20 protein-coding genes are annotated in these 18,319 nt (G+C 64.6%); 8 read left to right on the plus strand and 12 right to left on the minus strand.

Features of this window, described 5'->3' with window-relative positions; genetic code table 11:
- Positions 1-55: 55 nt before the first annotated feature.
- Both J8I29_RS20025 and J8I29_RS20030 read left to right on the plus strand, forming a co-directional pair.
- Complete coding sequence (locus J8I29_RS20025; protein ID WP_209433005.1) at positions 56-1,060, plus strand: D-glycerate dehydrogenase; 1,005 nt, start codon at positions 56-58, stop codon at positions 1,058-1,060.
- 150 nt (positions 1,061-1,210) lie between these two features.
- Positions 1,211-1,801 carry a nucleoside 2-deoxyribosyltransferase gene (locus tag J8I29_RS20030; protein ID WP_209433091.1) on the plus strand — a complete coding sequence of 197 codons (591 nt, stop codon included), beginning with the start codon at positions 1,211-1,213 and terminating at the stop codon, positions 1,799-1,801.
- Positions 1,802-1,854: 53 nt separating this feature from the next.
- On the opposite strand, the gene J8I29_RS20035 is transcribed toward J8I29_RS20030, so the two are convergent.
- Positions 1,855-2,871: an adenosine kinase gene (locus J8I29_RS20035; protein ID WP_105863381.1), complete on the minus strand. Its 1,017-nt coding sequence runs from the start codon at positions 2,869-2,871 to the stop codon at positions 1,855-1,857.
- Between the two features lie 102 nt (positions 2,872-2,973).
- Between J8I29_RS20035 and murJ the strand changes: the two genes are divergently transcribed.
- Positions 2,974-4,542 carry a murein biosynthesis integral membrane protein MurJ gene (gene murJ / locus J8I29_RS20040; RefSeq protein ID WP_209433006.1) on the plus strand — a complete coding sequence of 523 codons (1,569 nt, stop codon included), beginning with the start codon at positions 2,974-2,976 and terminating at the stop codon, positions 4,540-4,542.
- 154 nt (positions 4,543-4,696) lie between these two features.
- Here murJ and J8I29_RS20045 read toward each other — a convergent pair whose 3' ends face one another.
- Positions 4,697-5,422 (minus strand): hypothetical protein, encoded by a 726-nt coding sequence (locus J8I29_RS20045; protein WP_209433007.1) that lies wholly within the window; start codon positions 5,420-5,422, stop codon positions 4,697-4,699.
- A gap of 16 nt (positions 5,423-5,438) precedes the next feature.
- On the opposite strand from J8I29_RS20045, the gene J8I29_RS20050 reads away from it, so the two are divergent.
- Positions 5,439-5,618 (plus strand): hypothetical protein, encoded by a 180-nt coding sequence (locus tag J8I29_RS20050; RefSeq protein WP_209433008.1) that lies wholly within the window; start codon positions 5,439-5,441, stop codon positions 5,616-5,618.
- A 219-nt stretch (positions 5,619-5,837) separates the two neighbouring features.
- Here J8I29_RS20050 and J8I29_RS20055 read toward each other — a convergent pair whose 3' ends face one another.
- From J8I29_RS20055 to nth, 7 genes are all read right to left on the minus strand, one after another.
- Entirely contained in the window at positions 5,838-6,401 is a 564-nt protein-coding gene (locus J8I29_RS20055) for a sugar O-acetyltransferase (protein WP_105863646.1), read from the minus strand.
- A 56-nt stretch (positions 6,402-6,457) separates the two neighbouring features.
- A complete protein-coding gene (locus J8I29_RS20060; RefSeq protein WP_105863379.1) occupies positions 6,458-6,763 on the minus strand; it encodes an NIPSNAP family protein in 306 nt (101 codons plus the stop codon).
- 100 nt (positions 6,764-6,863) lie between these two features.
- Positions 6,864-7,607 carry a tRNA pseudouridine(38-40) synthase TruA gene (gene truA / locus J8I29_RS20065; protein ID WP_209433009.1) on the minus strand — a complete coding sequence of 248 codons (744 nt, stop codon included), beginning with the start codon at positions 7,605-7,607 and terminating at the stop codon, positions 6,864-6,866.
- Between the two features lie 92 nt (positions 7,608-7,699).
- The gene (fmt, locus tag J8I29_RS20070; protein WP_209433010.1) at positions 7,700-8,626 is read right to left on the minus strand and encodes a methionyl-tRNA formyltransferase; all 927 of its coding nucleotides are present in this window, start codon (positions 8,624-8,626) and stop codon (positions 7,700-7,702) included.
- 4 nt (positions 8,627-8,630) lie between these two features.
- Positions 8,631-9,200, minus strand: coding sequence for a peptide deformylase (def, locus tag J8I29_RS20075; RefSeq protein ID WP_209433011.1), 570 nt, complete (start codon positions 9,198-9,200; stop codon positions 8,631-8,633).
- A 163-nt stretch (positions 9,201-9,363) separates the two neighbouring features.
- Positions 9,364-10,581 carry an MFS transporter gene (locus J8I29_RS20080; protein ID WP_209433012.1) on the minus strand — a complete coding sequence of 406 codons (1,218 nt, stop codon included), beginning with the start codon at positions 10,579-10,581 and terminating at the stop codon, positions 9,364-9,366.
- Between the two features lie 457 nt (positions 10,582-11,038).
- On the minus strand, positions 11,039-11,821 hold the full coding sequence (gene nth / locus J8I29_RS20085; RefSeq protein WP_245197179.1) for an endonuclease III: 783 nt from the start codon (positions 11,819-11,821) through the stop codon (positions 11,039-11,041).
- A 67-nt stretch (positions 11,822-11,888) separates the two neighbouring features.
- Here nth and J8I29_RS20090 point away from each other — a divergent pair, with 67 nt between their 5' ends.
- Together J8I29_RS20090 and J8I29_RS20095 are read left to right on the plus strand one after the other, a co-directional pair.
- Complete coding sequence (locus J8I29_RS20090; protein ID WP_245197180.1) at positions 11,889-12,356, plus strand: DUF2244 domain-containing protein; 468 nt, start codon at positions 11,889-11,891, stop codon at positions 12,354-12,356.
- Between the two features lie 82 nt (positions 12,357-12,438).
- Entirely contained in the window at positions 12,439-13,347 is a 909-nt protein-coding gene (locus J8I29_RS20095) for a bifunctional helix-turn-helix domain-containing protein/methylated-DNA--[protein]-cysteine S-methyltransferase (protein ID WP_209433014.1), read from the plus strand.
- Positions 13,348-13,433: 86 nt separating this feature from the next.
- Here J8I29_RS20095 and lldD read toward each other — a convergent pair whose 3' ends face one another.
- Complete coding sequence (lldD, locus tag J8I29_RS20100) at positions 13,434-14,567, minus strand: FMN-dependent L-lactate dehydrogenase LldD (RefSeq protein ID WP_209433015.1); 1,134 nt, start codon at positions 14,565-14,567, stop codon at positions 13,434-13,436.
- 215 nt (positions 14,568-14,782) lie between these two features.
- Entirely contained in the window at positions 14,783-15,403 is a 621-nt protein-coding gene (locus J8I29_RS20105; protein WP_105863371.1) for a 2,3-bisphosphoglycerate-dependent phosphoglycerate mutase, read from the minus strand.
- A gap of 171 nt (positions 15,404-15,574) precedes the next feature.
- On the opposite strand from J8I29_RS20105, the gene J8I29_RS20110 reads away from it, so the two are divergent.
- Together J8I29_RS20110 and J8I29_RS20115 are read left to right on the plus strand one after the other, a co-directional pair.
- Positions 15,575-16,657 carry a cobalt-precorrin-5B (C(1))-methyltransferase gene (locus tag J8I29_RS20110; RefSeq protein ID WP_209433016.1) on the plus strand — a complete coding sequence of 361 codons (1,083 nt, stop codon included), beginning with the start codon at positions 15,575-15,577 and terminating at the stop codon, positions 16,655-16,657.
- 108 nt (positions 16,658-16,765) lie between these two features.
- Positions 16,766-17,017 (plus strand): hypothetical protein, encoded by a 252-nt coding sequence (locus J8I29_RS20115; RefSeq protein ID WP_209433017.1) that lies wholly within the window; start codon positions 16,766-16,768, stop codon positions 17,015-17,017.
- Positions 17,018-17,988: 971 nt separating this feature from the next.
- On the opposite strand, the gene J8I29_RS20125 is transcribed toward J8I29_RS20115, so the two are convergent.
- Positions 17,989-18,318, minus strand: a complete 330-nt coding sequence (locus J8I29_RS20125) for a hypothetical protein (RefSeq protein WP_105863366.1) — start codon at positions 18,316-18,318, stop codon at positions 17,989-17,991.
- Position 18,319: the final 1 nt, after the last annotated feature.

Here is an 18,319-nt window from a genome sequence, read left to right on the forward strand (position 1 = left end):
GGCGCAGTTTGTCTGAGGGCGGTGAACGCCGTCTTAAAGTTTGCGGGAGGTCGGCATGTCGTTACGAAAAAAACCGCGGGTCGTGGTCACACGCCGCCTGCCTGACAGCGTGGAAACCCGCATGCGCGAATTGTTCGACGCGCAGCTCAACCTGACCGACGAGAAGATGTCACAGGAGGCGCTGATCGAGGCCGTGAAGACGGCCGACGTGCTGGTGCCCACCATCAATGACCGTATCGACAAGGCCCTGATCGAGGCGGCCGGCAGCAATCTCAAGCTGATCGCCAATTTCGGCAATGGCGTCGACAATATCGACGTGGAGGCGGCGGTCGCCCGCAAGATCACCGTGACCAACACGCCGCGCGTCCTCACCGAGGACACCGCCGACATGACCATGGCTCTGATCCTCGCCGTGGCCCGGCGCGTGACCGAGGGGTCCAGGGTGATTCCCGAAGGCGACAATGCCTGGCCCGGCTGGTCGCCGACCTGGATGCTGGGGCGCCGCATCACCGGCAAACGCCTCGGCATCATCGGCATGGGCCGCATCGGCCAGGCGCTGGCGCGCCGGGCCAAGGCCTTCGGCCTGCAGGTGCACTACCATAATCGCCACCATGTCGATCCCGCCATCGAGGCCGAGCTGGAGGCGACCTATTGGGATTCGCTCGACCAGATGCTGGCCCGCATGGACATCATTTCGGTCAATTGCCCGCACACGCCGGCGACCTACCACCTGCTCTCGGCCCGGCGCCTGAAGCTGCTCAAGCGCGAGGCCCTGGTGATCAACACGGCGCGCGGCGAGGTGATCGACGAGACCACGCTCGCCAAGATGCTCGATGCCGGCGAGATCGCCGGCGCCGGCCTGGACGTTTTCGAGCACGAGCCCGCGGTCAATCCCCGCCTGGTCAAGCTCGCCAAGAGCGGGCGGGTGGTGCTGCTGCCGCATATGGGCTCGGCCACCATCGAGGGCCGCACCGACATGGGCGAGAAGGTCATCGTCAACATCCGGGCCTTCATGGACGGCCACAGCCCGCCGGACAAGGTGTTGCCGGAGATGCTGTGATCTCGAATACACGGGCAAGATGCCCGTGTATTGGGGTGCGCGAATGGCAAGGAAACTGCCGATCCGGAGATCGGCACACCGCGTTTGCGAGGCCTCGGCCGTCAACTTTGTCCTTGAGGCGCGGGACGGCCTCATACGGGAAGGAACATGATGCGCGTCTATCTGGCTGGCCCCGAAGTCTTCCTGCCCAACGCCCGCGAGGTGCTCGACGCCAAGATCGAGCTTACGCGGCGCCATGGCTTCATCCCGGTTTCGCCCGGCGACCTGGAAATCCCGGCGCAGCCGACCAAGCGCGATTTCGGGCTCGCCATCAGCGCGATCAACGAAAAGCTGATGCTGAGCGCCGATGCGATCATCGCCAATCTGACGCCCTTCCGCGGCATCGCCGCCGATACCGGCACGGTCTACGAGCTTGGCTTCATGTGCGCGCGGGGCTGCCCCGCCTTCGCTTTCTCCAATGTGGCGCTGACGCATTTCGAGCGACTGCAGATCTATTACGACCGTCGGATCGCGGATGATGCGGAAGGCCGGCCGCGCGGCGCCGACGGCCTGGCGGTCGAGGATTTCGACATGATCGAAAATCTGATGCTCGATGGCGGCATCGCGGCGCGCGGCGGCGCCTTCGTCACCCGCGTGGCGGCGCCGGGCAGGCTCTTCGAGGATCTCACGGCCTTCGAGGAATGCCTGGGGATCGCCGCCGAGCGGTTGCTGCAAGGCGGCGGTCCGTCCTCTTCGGCATAGGCGCAAGAGTGTCGATCCGGAGATCGACACTCCGTGCTCGCGGTTGCATCAGGTCAGAGCAGACCGTTTTCCAGGGCCAGCACGCGCAGATTGGCCTGCGGGCGTGCGCCGACATGCTGGATGACCTCGGCGGCGGCCAGTGCGCCGAGCTTGAGCGAGGCCAGATGCGGCAGGCCGCGGGCAAGCCCGAACAAGAAGCCGGAGGCGAAGAGATCGCCCGCGCCGGTGGTGTCGACCAGCTTGTCGATCGGAAAGGCCGGCACCGAGACGCGCGTGCCGCCCTCGATCGCCAGGGCGCCTTCCTCCGAGCGTGTCACGATGGCGAGGCGGCAGTCTTTCTCGACCTGGGCGAGCGCCGTCTCGAAATCGGAGGTCTCGTAGAGCGACTTGATCTCCTGGGTGTTGGCGAACACGGTATCGACCACGCCCGAGCGCATGAGATCGAGGAATTCACCGCGGAAGCGGTCGACGCAGAAGGAGTCGGACAGGGTGATCGCCACGCGCCGTCCGGCCCTGTGGGCGATATCGGCGGCCTTCAGGAAGGCATCCTTGGCATCCTGGGGATCCCACAGATAACCTTCCATATAGGTGATGGCGGCGCCCTCCACGACGTCCTCTTCGATATCGGCGGGGCCGAGCAGATGGCAGGCGCCGAGATAGGTGTTCATCGTGCGCTCGCCATCGGGCGTGATGAAGATGAAGCTCTTGGCGGTGGAAGGTCCCTCCGTCAGCGGCACCGTCTCGAAATGGGCGCCCTGGGCGCGCAGGTCGTGGGTGAAGACCTTGCCGGCCTCGTCCTGCTTCACCTTGCCGAAATAGGCGGTCTTGCCCCCGAGGGAGGCGACACCCACCGCCGTATTGGCGGCCGATCCGCCCGAGATCTCGACGCTCTGTCCCATGGCGGCGTAGAGATGGTCGGCACGTTCCTCGCTGGTGAGGATCATGGCGCCCTTGGCGAGGCCTTCGCGAACCAGGAAGTCGTCTTCCGTCTGGGCAAAGACATCGACAATGGCGTTGCCGATGGTGAGAACGTCGAAACGAGGTTTCGCGCTGGAAGGGGATTTGGGCATGCAGTATCTCTGTTTTGCGCGCGCGGACTATAGCGATGTGCTGCGCTGCGGCAAGAAAGAGTTGCGATGCAACCGCTGCCAACGCCGCGGTTGGGAGTTCTGATGGCCTTTCTGCGCAATGCCGCTTCGGTTGGGGTCGCGACCCTTCTCTCCCGTATTCTCGGCTTCCTCCGCGATACCATGGTGGCGGCCGCGCTTGGCGCCGGCCCAGTGGCGGACGCCTTCGTGGTGGCTTTCCGCCTGCCCAGCCTGATGCGCCGGCTGTTCGCGGAAGGGGCGGTGAATACGGCTTTCGTGCCATTGCATGCCGAGGCCGAGCGGCATGGCGAGGGCGAAGCCTTTTCCGACCAGGTCTTCACGCAGGTCGCCCTGGTGTTCTTCCTGGCTTCGGCCGTGGCGCTGCTCGCCATGCCGCTGCTGATCGGGCTGATCGCCCCCGGCTTCGGTGCGGGAGGCGGCCGCGTCGACCTCGCGGTCGCCCTTTCGCGCATCACCTTCAGCTATTGTCTGGCAACGGCCGTGATGGTGGTGGCTTCGGCCGTGCTCAATGTGCATGGCCGCTTCACGGCGGCTGCCTATGCGCCGGCTCTCGTCAATATCGTCACCATCGCAGCCCTGCTCGGTGCGCCGCTGCTGGGACAAGGAGACCAGGAGGCCTTGGCACGCCTCCTGGCCTGGTCGATCTTCGTCGGCGGCCTCGCCCAAGGGGCGCTGGTCTTCCTCGCCCTGCATCGCGCCGGCCTCAGGCTGCGCCTGGTGCGGCCGGTGTGGACGCCCGCGGTTCGGCGCTTTTTCCTGCTCGCGCTGCCCGGCGTGCTGACGGCAGGGGCGACGCAGGTCAATGCCTTCATCGGCTTGATCGTCGCCTCGGCTGATCCCGGCGCCGTTACCTGGCTCTATTATGCCGATCGCCTCTACCAGTTGCCGCTGGGCATCATCGCGGTGGCGCTCGGCAATGCGCTCTTGCCGGACCTTGCCCGCGCCAGCAGCCGGGGCGATCCCCAGGCCGAGAGCGGCATCCTGAGCCGCGCGGTGGAATTCTCGGCCTTTCTCAGCCTGCCGGCTGCCCTGGCCCTGATCGTGCTGGCGGGCCCGATCGTTTCCGTGCTGTTCGAGCGTGGCGCCTTCACGGCTGATGACAGCACCGCCACGGCCCTGGCCCTGGCGGGCTTTGCGGCCGGCCTGCCGGCCTTTGCCGGCGCCAAGGTGCTGCAGCCGCTGTTCTTTGCGCGGGTCCGCATGCGGCTGCCTTTCCTGATCGCGCTGGTCGGCGCCGCCGCCGATGTGATCCTGTCGCTCGCGCTTTTTCCGGTCTGGCGGCAGACGGGGATTGCCGTCGCCGCGGCGGTGTCGGGCTGGATCAACCTCGTTCTGCTGCTGCTGGCGGCTCGACGGAGCGGGCTTTTGCGGCTCGATGCAGCCGCCGCCCGTCGCCTGCCGCGGATCGCCGCCGCCGCCATCCTGATGCTGGCGGTTGTTTATGGAGCCGCGGAGGCTATGACGGGTTGGCTGATCGCGGGGCAATCCCTGGCGTTGCGCGTCGCAACGCTTGCCCTTCTCTGCGGCGGCGGCCTGATCGTCTATCTCAGCGCCTGCTGGCTGCTCGGCGGCATCGATCGCGGGACAGGGCTGCGCCGTCTCCTCACCGGAGAAACGGCTGCAGGCAAATAAGAAGCAAAGTAGCGCGGGGTTTCGCTCTGCTCCCGGGATCTGCGGGCTCCGGCAGGAACAACCGGGCAGAATATCCGGACGAGAAAAAGCGGGCGGATCCCGGCATCCGCCCGCTATGGTTACGCATTACTAACGACGCTGTACGTCCTCATTTTCAGTGGCCGGCCTTGCCGCCGCCGCGGCTGCCGCCATTGCCTCCGCCATGGGTGGAGCCGCCATTGCCATTGTTGGTACCGTTATTGCCGGTGCCCGGGCCGGAGCCGCTGGTGTTGCCGCCGCCATTGCCCGAATTCGGGCTGTTGCCATTCCCGTTCCCGGGACCACCGGCGCCCGATCCGCCGCCGCCAGTCGAGCCACCACCGCCGCCGGTCGATCCGCCACCACCAGTGGAGCCGCCACCGCCTGTGGAACCGCCGCCACCGGTCGATCCGCCACCACCAGTGGAGCCGCCACCGCCTGAGGAACCGCCGCCGCCGGTCGATCCGCCATCACCTGTGGAGCCACCACCGCCCGTGGAACCGCCACCCCCAGTCGAACCGCCACCGCCGGTCGAACCGCCACTCCCGGTCGAACCGCCACCCCCGGTCGAACCGCCACTCCCGGTCGAACCGCCACTCCCGGTCGAACCGCCACCGCCACCGGTCGATCCACCGCCGGAAGAGCCGCTACCACCTCCGGTGGAGCCGCCGCCCTTGCCGCCTGTCTTGCCTCCGCCACCGGTGCCTCCCGTCGGTGAAGATCCCGGCGCCTGGTTCAGCAGCCCGTCGGCTTCGGAGAAAGCAGCGCTATACGGAACAAGTCCGGTATATCGGCATGGCGGCGTGTTCTTTTTCTTGAGAGGTTCTGCGGCGAATGGGCGCGAACACTTGCGTTGATCCAAAGGGCGAGCATCAACGGTGGATAGAGTCATCAACAAAACAGGAATTACAAAGGCGCTCGCCGCCGTGCAGGTCTTGAGTATCGTCTTTGCTGACATCGGTGAAGGTCCTGAAGCCCAAGAAGTGCTCTCAAAGGCCGATAATCGGGCTTCTGAAATTATCTTACGCTACGATATCATGGGCAGAGGCAAAGTATAACTGCACAGTTCGTATGCGGTGACGCAGGGTATATACGTCTTTTGACCCTAAGGAGGTGTCGTGTTTATACCGCCCATCAACCGGAGGGAACTGCTGCCTAATACAAAGGAGTGTCGGCCTCGCCTGGAGGGCAGGGCTATGTGAAACGGCAGCGGCGACAGGGGCTCATCGCCGGCGCGCAGCAGGTCGGGCAAGCGGCCATCACCTGCCTGCGTTGCCTTACGGCTTGAAGCCCGTGCGATCGGCTGCGGTGATGGTCCGGATGATCCGGGCGGGAACGCCGGCGGCAATCACGTTCGGCGGTATGTCGCGCGTCACCACGCTGCCGGATCCGACGATGGCATTGTCACCGATGGTCACGCCCGGATTGATATGCACGCCGGCGCCGACCCAGACCCGGTTGCCGATCCGAACGGGCTTGGCCTGGCAGGCGCCGGCGACGCGCTCATCGGGGTCGATGGCATGGTTGGCGGTGTAGATGCCTACCCGCGGCCCGAGCAGGACGTGGTCCCCGATCTCGACACTGGCACCATCGAGAATCACGCAGTCGAAATTCGCGTAGAAGGAACGCCCGATACGGATGTTGAAGCCGAATTCGCAGCGAAAGCTCGGTTCGAACAGCGCGCCGGGGCCGACCGATTTCAAAAGACTCCGCAAAATGGCCTCGCGCGCCTCCGCCGGCTCGCCAATGCTGCGGTGATAGGCGCTGGTGAGTTCGACCGCCCTGGCGCGGGCCGCGATCAGCTCTGGGGTAAGATCGTTGTACACGGCGCCGCCGAGCATCAGGGTGCGCTGGGCCTCCAGATCCACCGGGACCTCCTATCGTCGAGAAACCTGACTCAACCGAACACCGGGCGCATGAAGCTGCGCTCATAGCTCACGATGCTGCGGGCCTGCTTTTCCTCGGCCAGGATGGCCTGGCATTCCGGATCCACGGCCAGGCGCTTGCGGTAGTCCTCATAGGCGGCCAGGCTGGGGAAGCTGAACAGCGCATAGGCGATGTTGCTGGCGCCTTCATGCGGCAGGAAATAGCCGTGATGGCTGCCGCCCATGCGGTTGACCACGGGAATCCAGGCCTTCGCATAGGCTTCGAAGGCGTCGAGCTTCCAGGGATCGACGACGTATTTCAGGTAGCAGGTGATCATGGACGGCCTCGCAGTTTGGCGTCGTGCCGGAAGGTAGCGTCCGTTTCCTACAACATCGGATATGATTCTGAATCAGGTCCGATGCCGGCGAGGAAGGCAGTCAGTAGTCGACGCCGGTGAGATAGAGCCCGTGGGGCGGCGCCAGCGCGGCGCAGCGGGTGCGGTCGCGGGCCTCCAGCACACCCACCAGATCCGCCTTGCTCCAATCGCCGGCGCCGACCCGGCGCAGTGACCCCACCATGGAGCGGACCTGGTTGTGCAGGAAGGAGCGGGCGGTGGCGATGACGTGGATCTCGTCGCCCACCCTGGCCACGTCGAGGCGGTCGAGCGTCTTCATCGGGCTCTGGGCCTGGCAGTCGGCCGAGCGGAAGGTGGTGAAGTCGTGATGGCCGACGAGGCCCTGCGCGGCCTCATGCATCGCGTCGGCATCGAGGGATTTGCGGATGTGCCAGGCGCGATGACGTTCCAGCGTCAAGGGCGGGCGGCGGTCGATCAGGCGGTAGAGATAGCGCCGGCCCTTGGCGGAAAAGCGGGCGTCGAAACTGTCGGGCATCTTCTCGACGCCGAGGATGGTCACATAGTCGTCCTGCAGGGTGAGATGGGCGTTGAGAGCGTCGCGCACCCTGTCCGTGCTCCAATCCTTGGCCAACATCACCGAGGCAACCTGCCCGGTGGCATGCACCCCGGCATCGGTGCGCCCGGCGCCCTGGATGCGCAGGGTCTGGCCGGTGAAGGCCAGGATCGCCTCTTCGATCGCCTGCTGCGCCGAGCGGCCATTGGCCTGGGCCTGCCAGCCGACATAGGGCGTGCCGTCATATTCGATCAGGAGCTTGTAACGCGGCATTCGGATACTTCGTTGCTGAAGTCAGGCCTCTACGCCATCAGGGCGCGAGAGTCACGCACACCGCCACAGAACGGCTGGCTTGGCGCCGGATCTCAATCCAGTCGGGCACCGTGTACCAGCGGTGCGCCCTTGAGGAATTCGGCGGCGCCCATCGGGGTCTTGCCGGCGCGCTGCACCTGGACGAGGCGGATGGCGCCACTGCCGCAGGCGACCGTCAATTCATCGTCGAGCAGCATCCCGGGCAAGCCATAGCCGTCGGCGCGCTGGGCGTGCAACGCCTTCACCCGCTGCGGGCCTTGGCCCCAATCGGCCTCGAACCAGGCGCCGGGGAAGGGAGAAAGGCCGCGGATCTGGTTGTGGACCTCTTCGGCCGGGCGCGACCAGTCGATACGGGCTTCGGCCTTGTCGATCTTGCGGGCATAGGTCACGCCCTCTTCGCTCTGGGCCGTGAAAGTGAGCGTGCCGCGCGAGAGGGCGCCGAGCGCCCGCGCCATCAGGTCGGCGCCGAGGAGGGACAGGCGGTCATGCAATTCGCCGGCCGTCATGTCCGGCTCGATCTCGACGGTGTCGGCAAGCGCGACCGGGCCGGTATCGAGGCCTTCCTCCATGCGCATCACCATCACGCCGGTCTTGCTGTCGCCGGCCATGATCGCGCGCTGGATCGGGGCGGCGCCACGCCAGCGCGGCAGCAGCGAGGCATGCAGGTTGAGGCAGCCTTCGGCCGGCGCCTCCAGGGCGGCCTTGGGCAGGATCAGGCCATAGGCGACCACCACCGCGACATCGGCGCCGAGGCCGGCGAAGGTGGCGATGGTTTCCTCGTCGCGGAAACTCTTGGGCGTGAAGACGGGAATGCCGAAGCTTTCGGCAAGCTTGTGTATGGGCGAGGGCACCAGGGCCATGCCGCGGCCGGCAGGCGCCGGCGGGCGGGTGTAGGCGGCGACGACCTCGTGGCCCTGGCTGAGGATCTCGGCCAGCACCGGCCGGGCGAACTCCGGCGTGCCCATGAAGACGACCCGCATGCCCTCAGCTTTCCGCTGGCCGGGGGGCTTCGCGCTCGCGTTTCTCCCGCTTGAACTGCGGCAGTTCTCCGGTCTTGGCCGCCTTGGTGAATTTGCGGATCACCATGTCGCGCTTGAGCTTGGAAATGTGGTCGATGAACAATTCGCCGTTGAGATGGTCGATCTCGTGCTGCAGGCAGGTCGCCATCAGCCCATCGGCCTCGAGCTCGGCCTTTTTGCCCTCGCGGTCGATATAGGCGACGCGCACCTTGGCCGGACGTTCGACCTCGGCATAGTAGTCGGGAATGGACAGGCAGCCTTCCTCATAGACGCTGCGCTCGTCCGACGACCATACGATCTCCGGATTGATGAAGACATGCGGTTCCGGCGGCTCGTCCTCCTTGGCGAGGTCGATGACCACGAGGCGGCGCGGCACGGCGATCTGGATCGCCGCCAGGCCGATGCCAGGGGCGTCGTACATGGTTTCCAGCATGTCGTCGGCGAGCTGGAGCAGCTCCGCATCGACGCGCTCGATCGGCGCGGAGACGAGGCGAAGCTTTGAATCGGGCAGGATGATGATCGGTTTGATGGCCATGTCAGGCAGATAAGATGCCACGCGCGGGGCGTCAATGCGAAAGCGGCGGCAAGATGCTCCTGGGACCGCCGGCATCCTGCCGGCCTTTGGAACCACCGCGCTTGCAGGAGAGGAAGAAGCCGGCAGGATGCCGGCGGTCCCAGGAGAAACGGTAAGAAACGCCCTATTCCAGCACGGTCATCACCTGCCCGCGCCGTTCCGGACTGAAACGGATGACGACGATGATGCAGATGGCGACGACGCCGGCGAACAGGGCCAGCGCGTAGCCATAGCTGCTGCCGGGCACTTCGGCGATGCCGGCCTGATAGGGACCGCCATAGGACGCGGCGAGATTGCCGGCCTGATAGATGAAGCCGGGCAGCGTCGCCCGCACGGAACCCGGTGAAAGTTCGTTGAGGTGCACCGGAATGACTCCCCAGGCGCCCTGCACCGAGATCTGCATGATGAAGGCGCCGATGGCGAGCATGGTGGGCGAGGTGCTGTAGGCCCACAGGGGCAGGGTCGGCAGCGCGATCAGGCAGGCGATGGTGATGGCGTTGACGCGCCCGATCCGCTCGGACAAGGATCCGAAGAGCAGGCCGCCGGCGATCGCGCCGAGATTGGCGACAATGGTGATCCAGCTCACCGTGTGGGCATCGAAGCCGTGCTGTTTCTTCAGGAAGGTCGGATAGAGGTCCTGCGTGCCGTGGCTGAAGAAATTGAAGAACATCATCAGAACCACGGCGTAGAGGGCGATGCCCCAATGCCGCTGCAGGGTTTCGCCGAGGCTCGGTTTTACCTGGTCCTTGGCTTCGGTGAAGGCCGGCGATTCCGGCACATGCGACCGGATGAAGAGCACGATCAGGGCTGGCAGGAAGCTGAGCAGGAACATGGTGCGCCAGCCGACCACATGGCCGCCGATATTCTGGCCATAGATCAAGCCGTAGACGATCGCCGCCAGAAGGTAGCCGGCCGGATAGCCCGCCTGGAGCAGGCCCGAGACCAAGCCGCGGGCCGATGGCGGGATCGATTCCATCGCTAGCGAACTGCCGAGTCCCCATTCGCCGCCCATGGCGATACCGAAGATGGCGCGCAGGATCAGGAACACGGTGAGATTGGGCGAGAAGGCGGCCAGGGCGCCGATCACCGAATAGCTGACGATGTTGAGCATCAGGATCGGCTTGCGTCCGAACCGGTCGGCCAGCCTGCCGAAGATGAAGGCGCCGATGAAGCGGGTCGCCAAAGTGAAGAACAGGGCTTCGGAAACGGCGGGTACGCCGACCTGGAATTCGGCGGCGATATCGGTGAGCAGGAAGGTCAGGAGGAAGAAGTCGAAGGCGTCGAGTGTCCAGCCGAGAAAGGAGGCGAGGACGGTCTTTTTCTGTTGTGAACTGAGGGGCAAGCGATTTCTCCCTTATGGCCGTCGGCCGGCCGCAGGGAAAAGACAGTCATTGCCATTCCCGCAGCCGCATTTGCCTGGATCGACGCAATGAACGCCGCCAAGGAAGCCCCCTGCCGGCCATAGAAGTCCTGAAATCGCCGAAGCGCCACAAAAATATGCTGATTCAACTGATGCGTGTATTTGGCAGGGTCTGCCTGACGCCAGGACAGACAATCGTTTCAGCTTAATACGTCGTGAAAATGCAACGCTGTCATCTCCGACGCCGCCATCGGCGGCAGGAAGGGGATCCCGGGGCACAAGCCGTACCTCTCGGATTCCAGTCACAAGCAGAGCTTGTGACGATACCCTCGCCCTCTCTCGCTGCGCTCAAGACCGGCGAAGCCGGGAATGACAGACGTTGGTTGGTCGTAATCAACCTGAGGCGATTAGCCTGGACGCAGGTTGGATTTCTCGGCGATCACGCCGTCGTCTTGTCCTCGAACAGGCAGATGTCGCGGATCAGGCAGGTGGGACAGACGGGCTTGATCGCCTTGCAGACATAGCGCCCATGCAGGATGAGCCAGTGATGGGCATGGCGGGCATAGGCCGCCGGCACCACCTTCTCCAGCCCCAGCTCCACCGCCAGCGGCGTCTTGCCGGGCGCCAGGCCGGTGCGGTTGGCCACCCGGAAGAGATGGGTGTCCACGGCGATGGTCGGCAGGCCGAAGGCGATGTTGAGCACGACATTGGCGGTCTTGCGGCCGACACCCGGCAGCGTCTCCAGGATCTCGCGAGAGCGGGGCACCTCGCCGCCATGTTCTTCCACCAGCCGGCGGGAGAGGGCGATGACGTTCTTGGCCTTGGTGCGGAACAGGCCGATGGTCTTGATGTGGCCGATCAGGGCTTCCTCGCCGAGATCGATCATCTTGGCCGGCGTGTCGGCGATGGCGAACAGCGCCTTGGTCGCCTTGTTGACGCCGACATCGGTCGCCTGGGCCGAAAGCACCACCGCCACCAAGAGCGTGTAGGCGTTGACATAATCGAGTTCGCCCTTGGGCTCGGGCAAGGCCTCGGAGAACCGGCGGAAGATCTCGGTGATCTCGGCTTGCGGCAGGGCGGCGCGCTGGGTGCCGGCCGAGGCCGCGGCGGCATTGGCCTTCGCCTTGGTCCGGCCTGCCGATTTTGTCGCAGGGGAGGCAACGGACAGGGCGGGCATTTGAGTCTGGCGGCGGGGCATGAAAAGCTTATAGTGGGCGGCCATGCAAAGCGCCAACCCGAAAACGCCTCAGGAAGCGTCCCAGGAAGCGGTCTTCGAGGAGAAAGCGATCTTGGACGAGCCGGTCTTCGATGCCGTGCTCTATCCGCATCGTTCGCTCGGGCCGCGAGGGTTTCGCAATCTCCTCGTCGTGGTCGGCTGTGCCTCGACGCTGCTCTCCATCCCCTTCTATATGATGGGGGCTTGGCCCGTGGTCGGTTTCTTCGGGCTCGATGTCGGCCTGCTCTATGTGATGTTCAAGCTCAACTACCGGGGGGCGAAACTGCGCGAGCACGTGCTGCTGACGCCCATCCGGCTGTTGTTCTCGCGTGTCGATCCCAAGGGACGGCGCCGGGAGTGGGTCTTCAACCCGCGCTGGGTGCGGCTGCAGCGCGACGAGCACGAGGAGTTCGGCGTGATGCGCCTGGCTTTGGTGCAGCGCGGGCGCGAGGTGGAAATCGCCCGTTTCCTCGGTGCCTCCGAGAAGGGGGAGTTCGCCGACGCCTTTACCCGGGCACTGAACAAGGCGCGGCGCGTCTGACAGGGTTGCCACAGGTTTCGGGTGGGAAGCCGGTTGATGCAGGTCTATCCAGGGCACAAGTAATGATGCCTGGAGATATCCGATGTCGATAACCCTGCCCGATTTCGCCGAAGTGCCGTTGGCCTCGCCACTCGCCCATTCGCCCGAGGATTACGACCGCATCCGCAAGGCTGTCGCCTACATCACGCGCAAGGCGCAGCACCAGCCCTCGCTCGAGGATATCGCCGGCCATGTCGGCCTTTCGGTCTCGCATTTCCACCATCTTTTCCGGCGCTGGGCCGGCATCACGCCCAAGGATTTCCTGGCGGCGGTGACGCTCGACCGGGCGCGTGACCTCCTGCGCGATTCCGCCTCGATCCTCGATGCCACCTATGAGCTCGGCCTGTCCGGCCCGGCGCGCCTGCACGATCTGTTCGTGACCCATGAGGCGATGACCCCCGGAGCCTTCAAGACGGGCGGGGCGGGCCTGACCATCTCCTATGGCTTCCATCCCTCGCCCTTCGGCACGGCGCTGGTGATGGTGGCGCCGCTCGGCCTGGCCGGCGTCGCCTTTGCCGATCCGGGTGAGGAGGCCATCGCGCTAGCCGACATGCGCAAGCGCTGGCCCAATGCGGAACTGCGCGAGGATTCGATGGTGACGGCACCCTATGCCGGCCGCATCTTCGATCCGAGCCGATGGCAGGCCGACAGGCCGCTCAACGTGGTGATGATCGGTACTGATTTCGAAGTCCGGGTCTGGCGCACTTTGTTGAGGATCCCGATGGGGCGCGCCACCACCTATGGCGATATCGCCAGCCATATCGGCAATCCCAAGGCCTCGCGCGCCGTAGGGGCGGCGGTGGGCAGGAACCCGTTGTCCTTCGTGGTGCCATGCCACCGTGTGATCGGCCGCTCGGGCGAATTGACCGGCTATCACTGGGGCCTCACCCGCAAGCAGGCCATGCTGGGCTGGGAAGGCGGGCGGGTGCGCAGCGGCACGCAGGCGGCATGAGATTGGAGTGTCGATCTTCGGATCGACATTCTTGAAAACTCGCGTTTGACGATGGGGGAATGTCGATCTGAAGATCGACATTCCAGCTACAGCGCCAGGCTGCTGCGGCCGATCTGGTCGATCCGCTCCACGCCGGTCAGCGTCATCGCCACCCGCATTTCCTTGGCGATGATGTCGAGCAGGTTCTCCACCCCCGCCTGGCCGGCGCTCGCCAGCGCATAGGCGAAGGCGCGGCCGAGCATGACGCCCTTGGCACCCAGGGCCAGCATGCGCACCACGTCGAGGCCGGAACGGATGCCGGAATCGGCGAGCACGGTGAGATCGCCGCCGACGGCGTCGGCGATCGCCGGCAGCGCCCTCGCGCTGGAGAGCACGCCGTCGAGCTGGCGCCCGCCGTGGTTGGAGACCACGATGCCGTCGGCCCCGAAGGCGACGGCGTCGCGCGCATCCTCGGGGTCGAGAATGCCCTTGATGATCATCGGGCCCTTCCAGAATTCGCGGATCCATTCGAGATCCGACCAGCTGATCGAGGGATCGAAATTCTTGGCGAGCCAGCCGATATAGTCGGCCAGGCCCGTGGGCTTGCCGAGATAGCGCGAGACGTTGCCGAGATCATGCGGCTTGCCCATCAGCCCGACATCGAGGGCCCATTGCGGCTTGAACATCGACTGCAGAATGCGGCGCTGGGGGCCGAAGGGCCCCGACATGCCCGAATGCGGATCGCGATAGCGCGCGCCGGGCGTGGGCATGTCGACGGTGAACACCAGCGTGGTGATGCCGGCGGCCTGGGCCCGCTCCAGGGCGTTCTTCATGAAGCCGCGGTCACGCAGCACATAGAGCTGGAACCAGATCGGGGCGGGGCTTGCCGGCACCACTTCCTCGATCGGGCAGATCGAGACGGTGGAGAGCGTCATGGCGATGCCCTTGGCTGCCGCCGCCTTGGCCACCTGCACCTCGCCGCGGCGGGCCAGCATGCCGGTGATGCCGACTGGGGCGAGGATCACCGGCATGGCGAATTTGCGCCCGAAGATCTCGGTCTCCAGGCTCAGCCTGTCGACGTTCTTGAGGATGCGCTGCCTGAGGCTGATCCCTTCGAGATCGCTGACATTGGCCCGCAGCGTATGCTCGGCATAGGCGCCACCGTCGACATAGTCGAACATGAAGCGCGGCAGCTTGCGCCTGGCGGCGGCACGATAATCGGAAGGGGAGGCAATGATCATGGGAACGCAGGCAGCCGTGAGGAGATCGTTTCTCTCCGTTTAAGCATTCTTGAGGGGGATGGCTATGCCTTCCCCGTTATTTTGTAAGACAAGTCTGCCGAGGAAAGCTCCGACTTTGTCGTGCCGGGCCTGTCTCGATCACCGGACAAGCCCGGTGACGGCAAAGGTCGAGGTCCGGCGATGTCTGGATCCTCTGCAGAAGACCGGTGCAGCGGTCAGCCCTTCAGTTCCTGCTTGCTGGCGATGGTGGTGTCCGGGTTCAGCCGGTAGACGATCGGCACGCCGGTATCGAGCTCGCGCTTGACGATCTCCTCGCCCGTCAGGCCTTCCAGCGCCATGATCAGGGCGCGCAGCGAATTGCCATGGGCGCCGACCAGCACGGTCTTGCCGGCCATCACCTGGGGCTGGATGCGATGGATGTAATAGGGCAGCACACGCGCCGCCGTATCCTTCAGGCTCTCGCCGCCGGGCGGCGGCACGTCGTAGGAGCGGCGCCAGATATGCACCTGCTCCTCGCCGAACTTCACGCGGGCCTCGTCCTTGTTCAGGCCGGAGAGGTCGCCATAGTCGCGCTCGTTGAGGGCCTGGTCACAGATTGTCTCGAGGCCGTCCTGGCCGAGCTCGCCGAGAATGATCTTGGTGGTGTGCTGGGCGCGCGACAGCACGGAGGTGAAGGCGATGTCGGCCTTCAGCCCGAGCGCCTTGAGCCGGCGGCCCGCCTCATGCGCCTCGGCCACGCCCTTCTCCGTCAGGCCGGGATCGCGCCAGCCGGTGAACAGGTTCTTGAGGTTCCAGTCGCTTTGGCCGTGGCGGCAGAGCACGAGAGTGGCAGTCATCAAAGGGATCCCGTTTCAGGTCGCAATAGCGCTGACATAACCGGGATTGCAACGAATTGCACTGGCCGAATGCGCCAAGGACTGGCAAAACAGCCGCTGTCGCCGTCGCGGCTTCTCGTCGGAGCGCGTTTCAGGCGGCAGCCCCATTGACGATGTTGTCCGGTTCTTCTCGTGCGTGATCAAACCTCCCCTCTGCGCTATGGCTGGACCACCGGCGCCTGCGCGGCGGCTGCCGCCAAGGCCGCCTATGCGGCGCTGCTCGGCGGGGAGTTTCCTGATCCCGTCGTCATCACCCTGCCGCGTGGCGAGCAGCCGGCCTTCGCCCTGGCGCGGCACGAGAGAGGCCAGGGCTATGCCCGTGCCACCATCGTCAAGGATGCGGGCGACGATCCCGACGTGACCCATGGCGCGCTCGTCTCCTCGACGGTGCGCCTGGGCGAGGCCGGCACGGGGGTGAGCTTCCGGGCGGGAGAGGGCGTCGGAACCGTCACCCGGCCGGGCTTGCCCCTGCCGGTGGGGGAGCCCGCCATCAATCCGGGGCCAAGGGGCATGATCGCCGCGGCCATTGCCGAGGTGGCGGCCGCGCATGGCGCCGCCGGGGATGTCGAAGTCACCGTCGCCATCGCCGATGGCGAGGCGATCGCCCGCAAGACCCTGAACGGCCGGCTCGGCATCGTTGGCGGCCTCTCCGTGCTCGGCACGACCGGCATCGTCGTACCCTTTTCCTGCTCGGCCTGGATCCATTCGATCCACCGCGGCATCGACGTGGCGCGTGGGGCCGGCCTTGACCATGTCGCCGGCGCCACCGGGGCCGCCTCGGAGGCGGCCGTGGCCAGGCTCTACGGCCTTCCGGAGATCGCCCTGATCGACATGGGGGATTTCGTCGGCGGCATGCTGAAATATCTCAGGGTGCATCCGGTGCCGCGCGTCACCGTGGCCGGCGGCTTTGCCAAGATCACCAAGCTGGGCCAGGGCCTCCTGGATCTCCATTCGCGCGCCGGCCCGGTGGATTTGCGTTGGCTGGCCGAACGGGTGGAGGAACTGGGCGGCGACGGCGAGACGGCCTATCGCGTCTCGCAGGCCAATACCGCCATCGAAGCCCTGGAGATTGCCGGCGAGGCCGGTCTCGATCTGCCGCCCTTGGTGGCGCGGCATGCCTTGAAGACGGCAACGACGGTGCTGCGCGATGCCGAGATCAGCCTCGACATCGCCATTTTCGGCCGTGATGGTGCGCTGTTGGCAAGTGCGGGTTGAGTTGCGGGTAGCGGGTTCGTTTGAATTTAAGGTTTTATCGTAGCCGACACACCGCAAAATGAGGCGCAAAGCTGTCTCATTAATTGGGATTTTTGAGAAAGGTCAGCGATGTTCTATCGGGATGGCAAACAGGCCCGTCTTGGGGATCGAGTAAGGATCCACGAAACACAAGGCGTGGTCGTACTCTCGATCGACACGAACGAATTTACCCCTGAATTCAAGAGAGAGGATTGGTCCGGTTTTTTGGAGCACGGCGTGATGATCCGCTTCGAGAAATGGGGGCTCATCCACTACATTGAGTCTGACGAGGACCTTGAGTTTGTATCCCGAGCGGAGGATCCTCGCTCGCATAATTCCTGACTTTTGACGACGTCGGGCAAATCAGTTGCTAAAGGTCACCGCAAAAGGCGAGAGTTTTAGGAAGGTTGCTGGTGTGGTCGACAAGTATCCGCAATCTCCCACTCTGAGAGCATTTCGCTTCCTTGTTGGCACTCCTCTTGGAGGTTTTGTAGGAGGATACCTTGGAGGTAATGTGGTTTCCGGGAATGGCTTATACGGAGCAATAGGAGGTTGTGTCGGCGGTCTAATAGTCGGTGTCCGAGGTTATCTCCGGGATAAGAAGGCCCGCAAAGCAGAACGCGATAGGCAGGCTTCGCAAATATTCTGACTTCTGCCGCAGAAATCGGGACATTTGCGAATTTAAGGAATTCGAGGCGCGCCATGGGCTACTCAAGGTCCCACATGGATTCAGAGCTCAGGGCCGTAGCAGTCCCATGGTTCAAATCTTGCGGATTTACTGGAACTCTTCCGCATTTTCGGCGAAAGAGTGCAAGCTTCACCGATCTTCTCACATTCCAGTTCGATCGACATGGCGGAGGGTTCGTCATCGAGATTGCTCGATGCCCCTCTGATGGAATCGTAACATCGTGGGGAAAAGCAATACCAGCTTCGAAGGCAACTGCTTGGAATGTCCATCCCTCCTGTCGTCTCAGAATTCAAGCCTGGGATAGCGCTGGTACCGATGGATGGTTTCGCTTTGATCGAGACACACCTGAAGCGATTACGGCGCTCGCAATCAGCAAGCTTAATGAAGGCGGCCTATGGGAGCGTGTTTCCGCCTTATCGCGAAAGTCCTGACTTTTTCGACATGTCGATCATCCGCCGACATCGCAGCGTTTTCATCATCGCAAAAACCGGATGCAAAAGTCCCATCATGCGAGGGATTTTTGCATCATTGTCGTGGTCGCGTTCCGACTGTCCGGTAGCCGGAAAATTATCCAACGCGGCTATGCGTAGCGGACATCCGAACTGGCCCGCCGCCAACTTCCAGCTCAGCCGTGCCCGGTATTGGTGATGATGCAGTTGAGGAATTTCACATAGGAGCCCAGGCCGGTGCGCGGGGCGGGCTGGTTGCGGGCAAAGCAGCGGTCCTGCACCTCGGCGGCGGGCGGGGCGCGCCAGATCCGGCGCAACTGGTTGTAGGACATGATTTCCTGCGTTTCGCAGTTCTGGACCATCACCGGATTTCCCTTGCCGAGCTGCTGACAGAACAGCTTGTACTGGTAGACCGGCAGGGTGGTGGCCTGCGCGGGCAAGGCACCCGCGCAAAAGGCGGACAGGCAGAGCAAGAGAGCGGCGAAACCGGACGCCGGACGCTTCATG

The organism is Labrys sp. LIt4 (genome assembly GCF_017813775.1).
Classification (GTDB): domain Bacteria; phylum Pseudomonadota; class Alphaproteobacteria; order Rhizobiales; family Labraceae; genus Labrys; species Labrys okinawensis_A.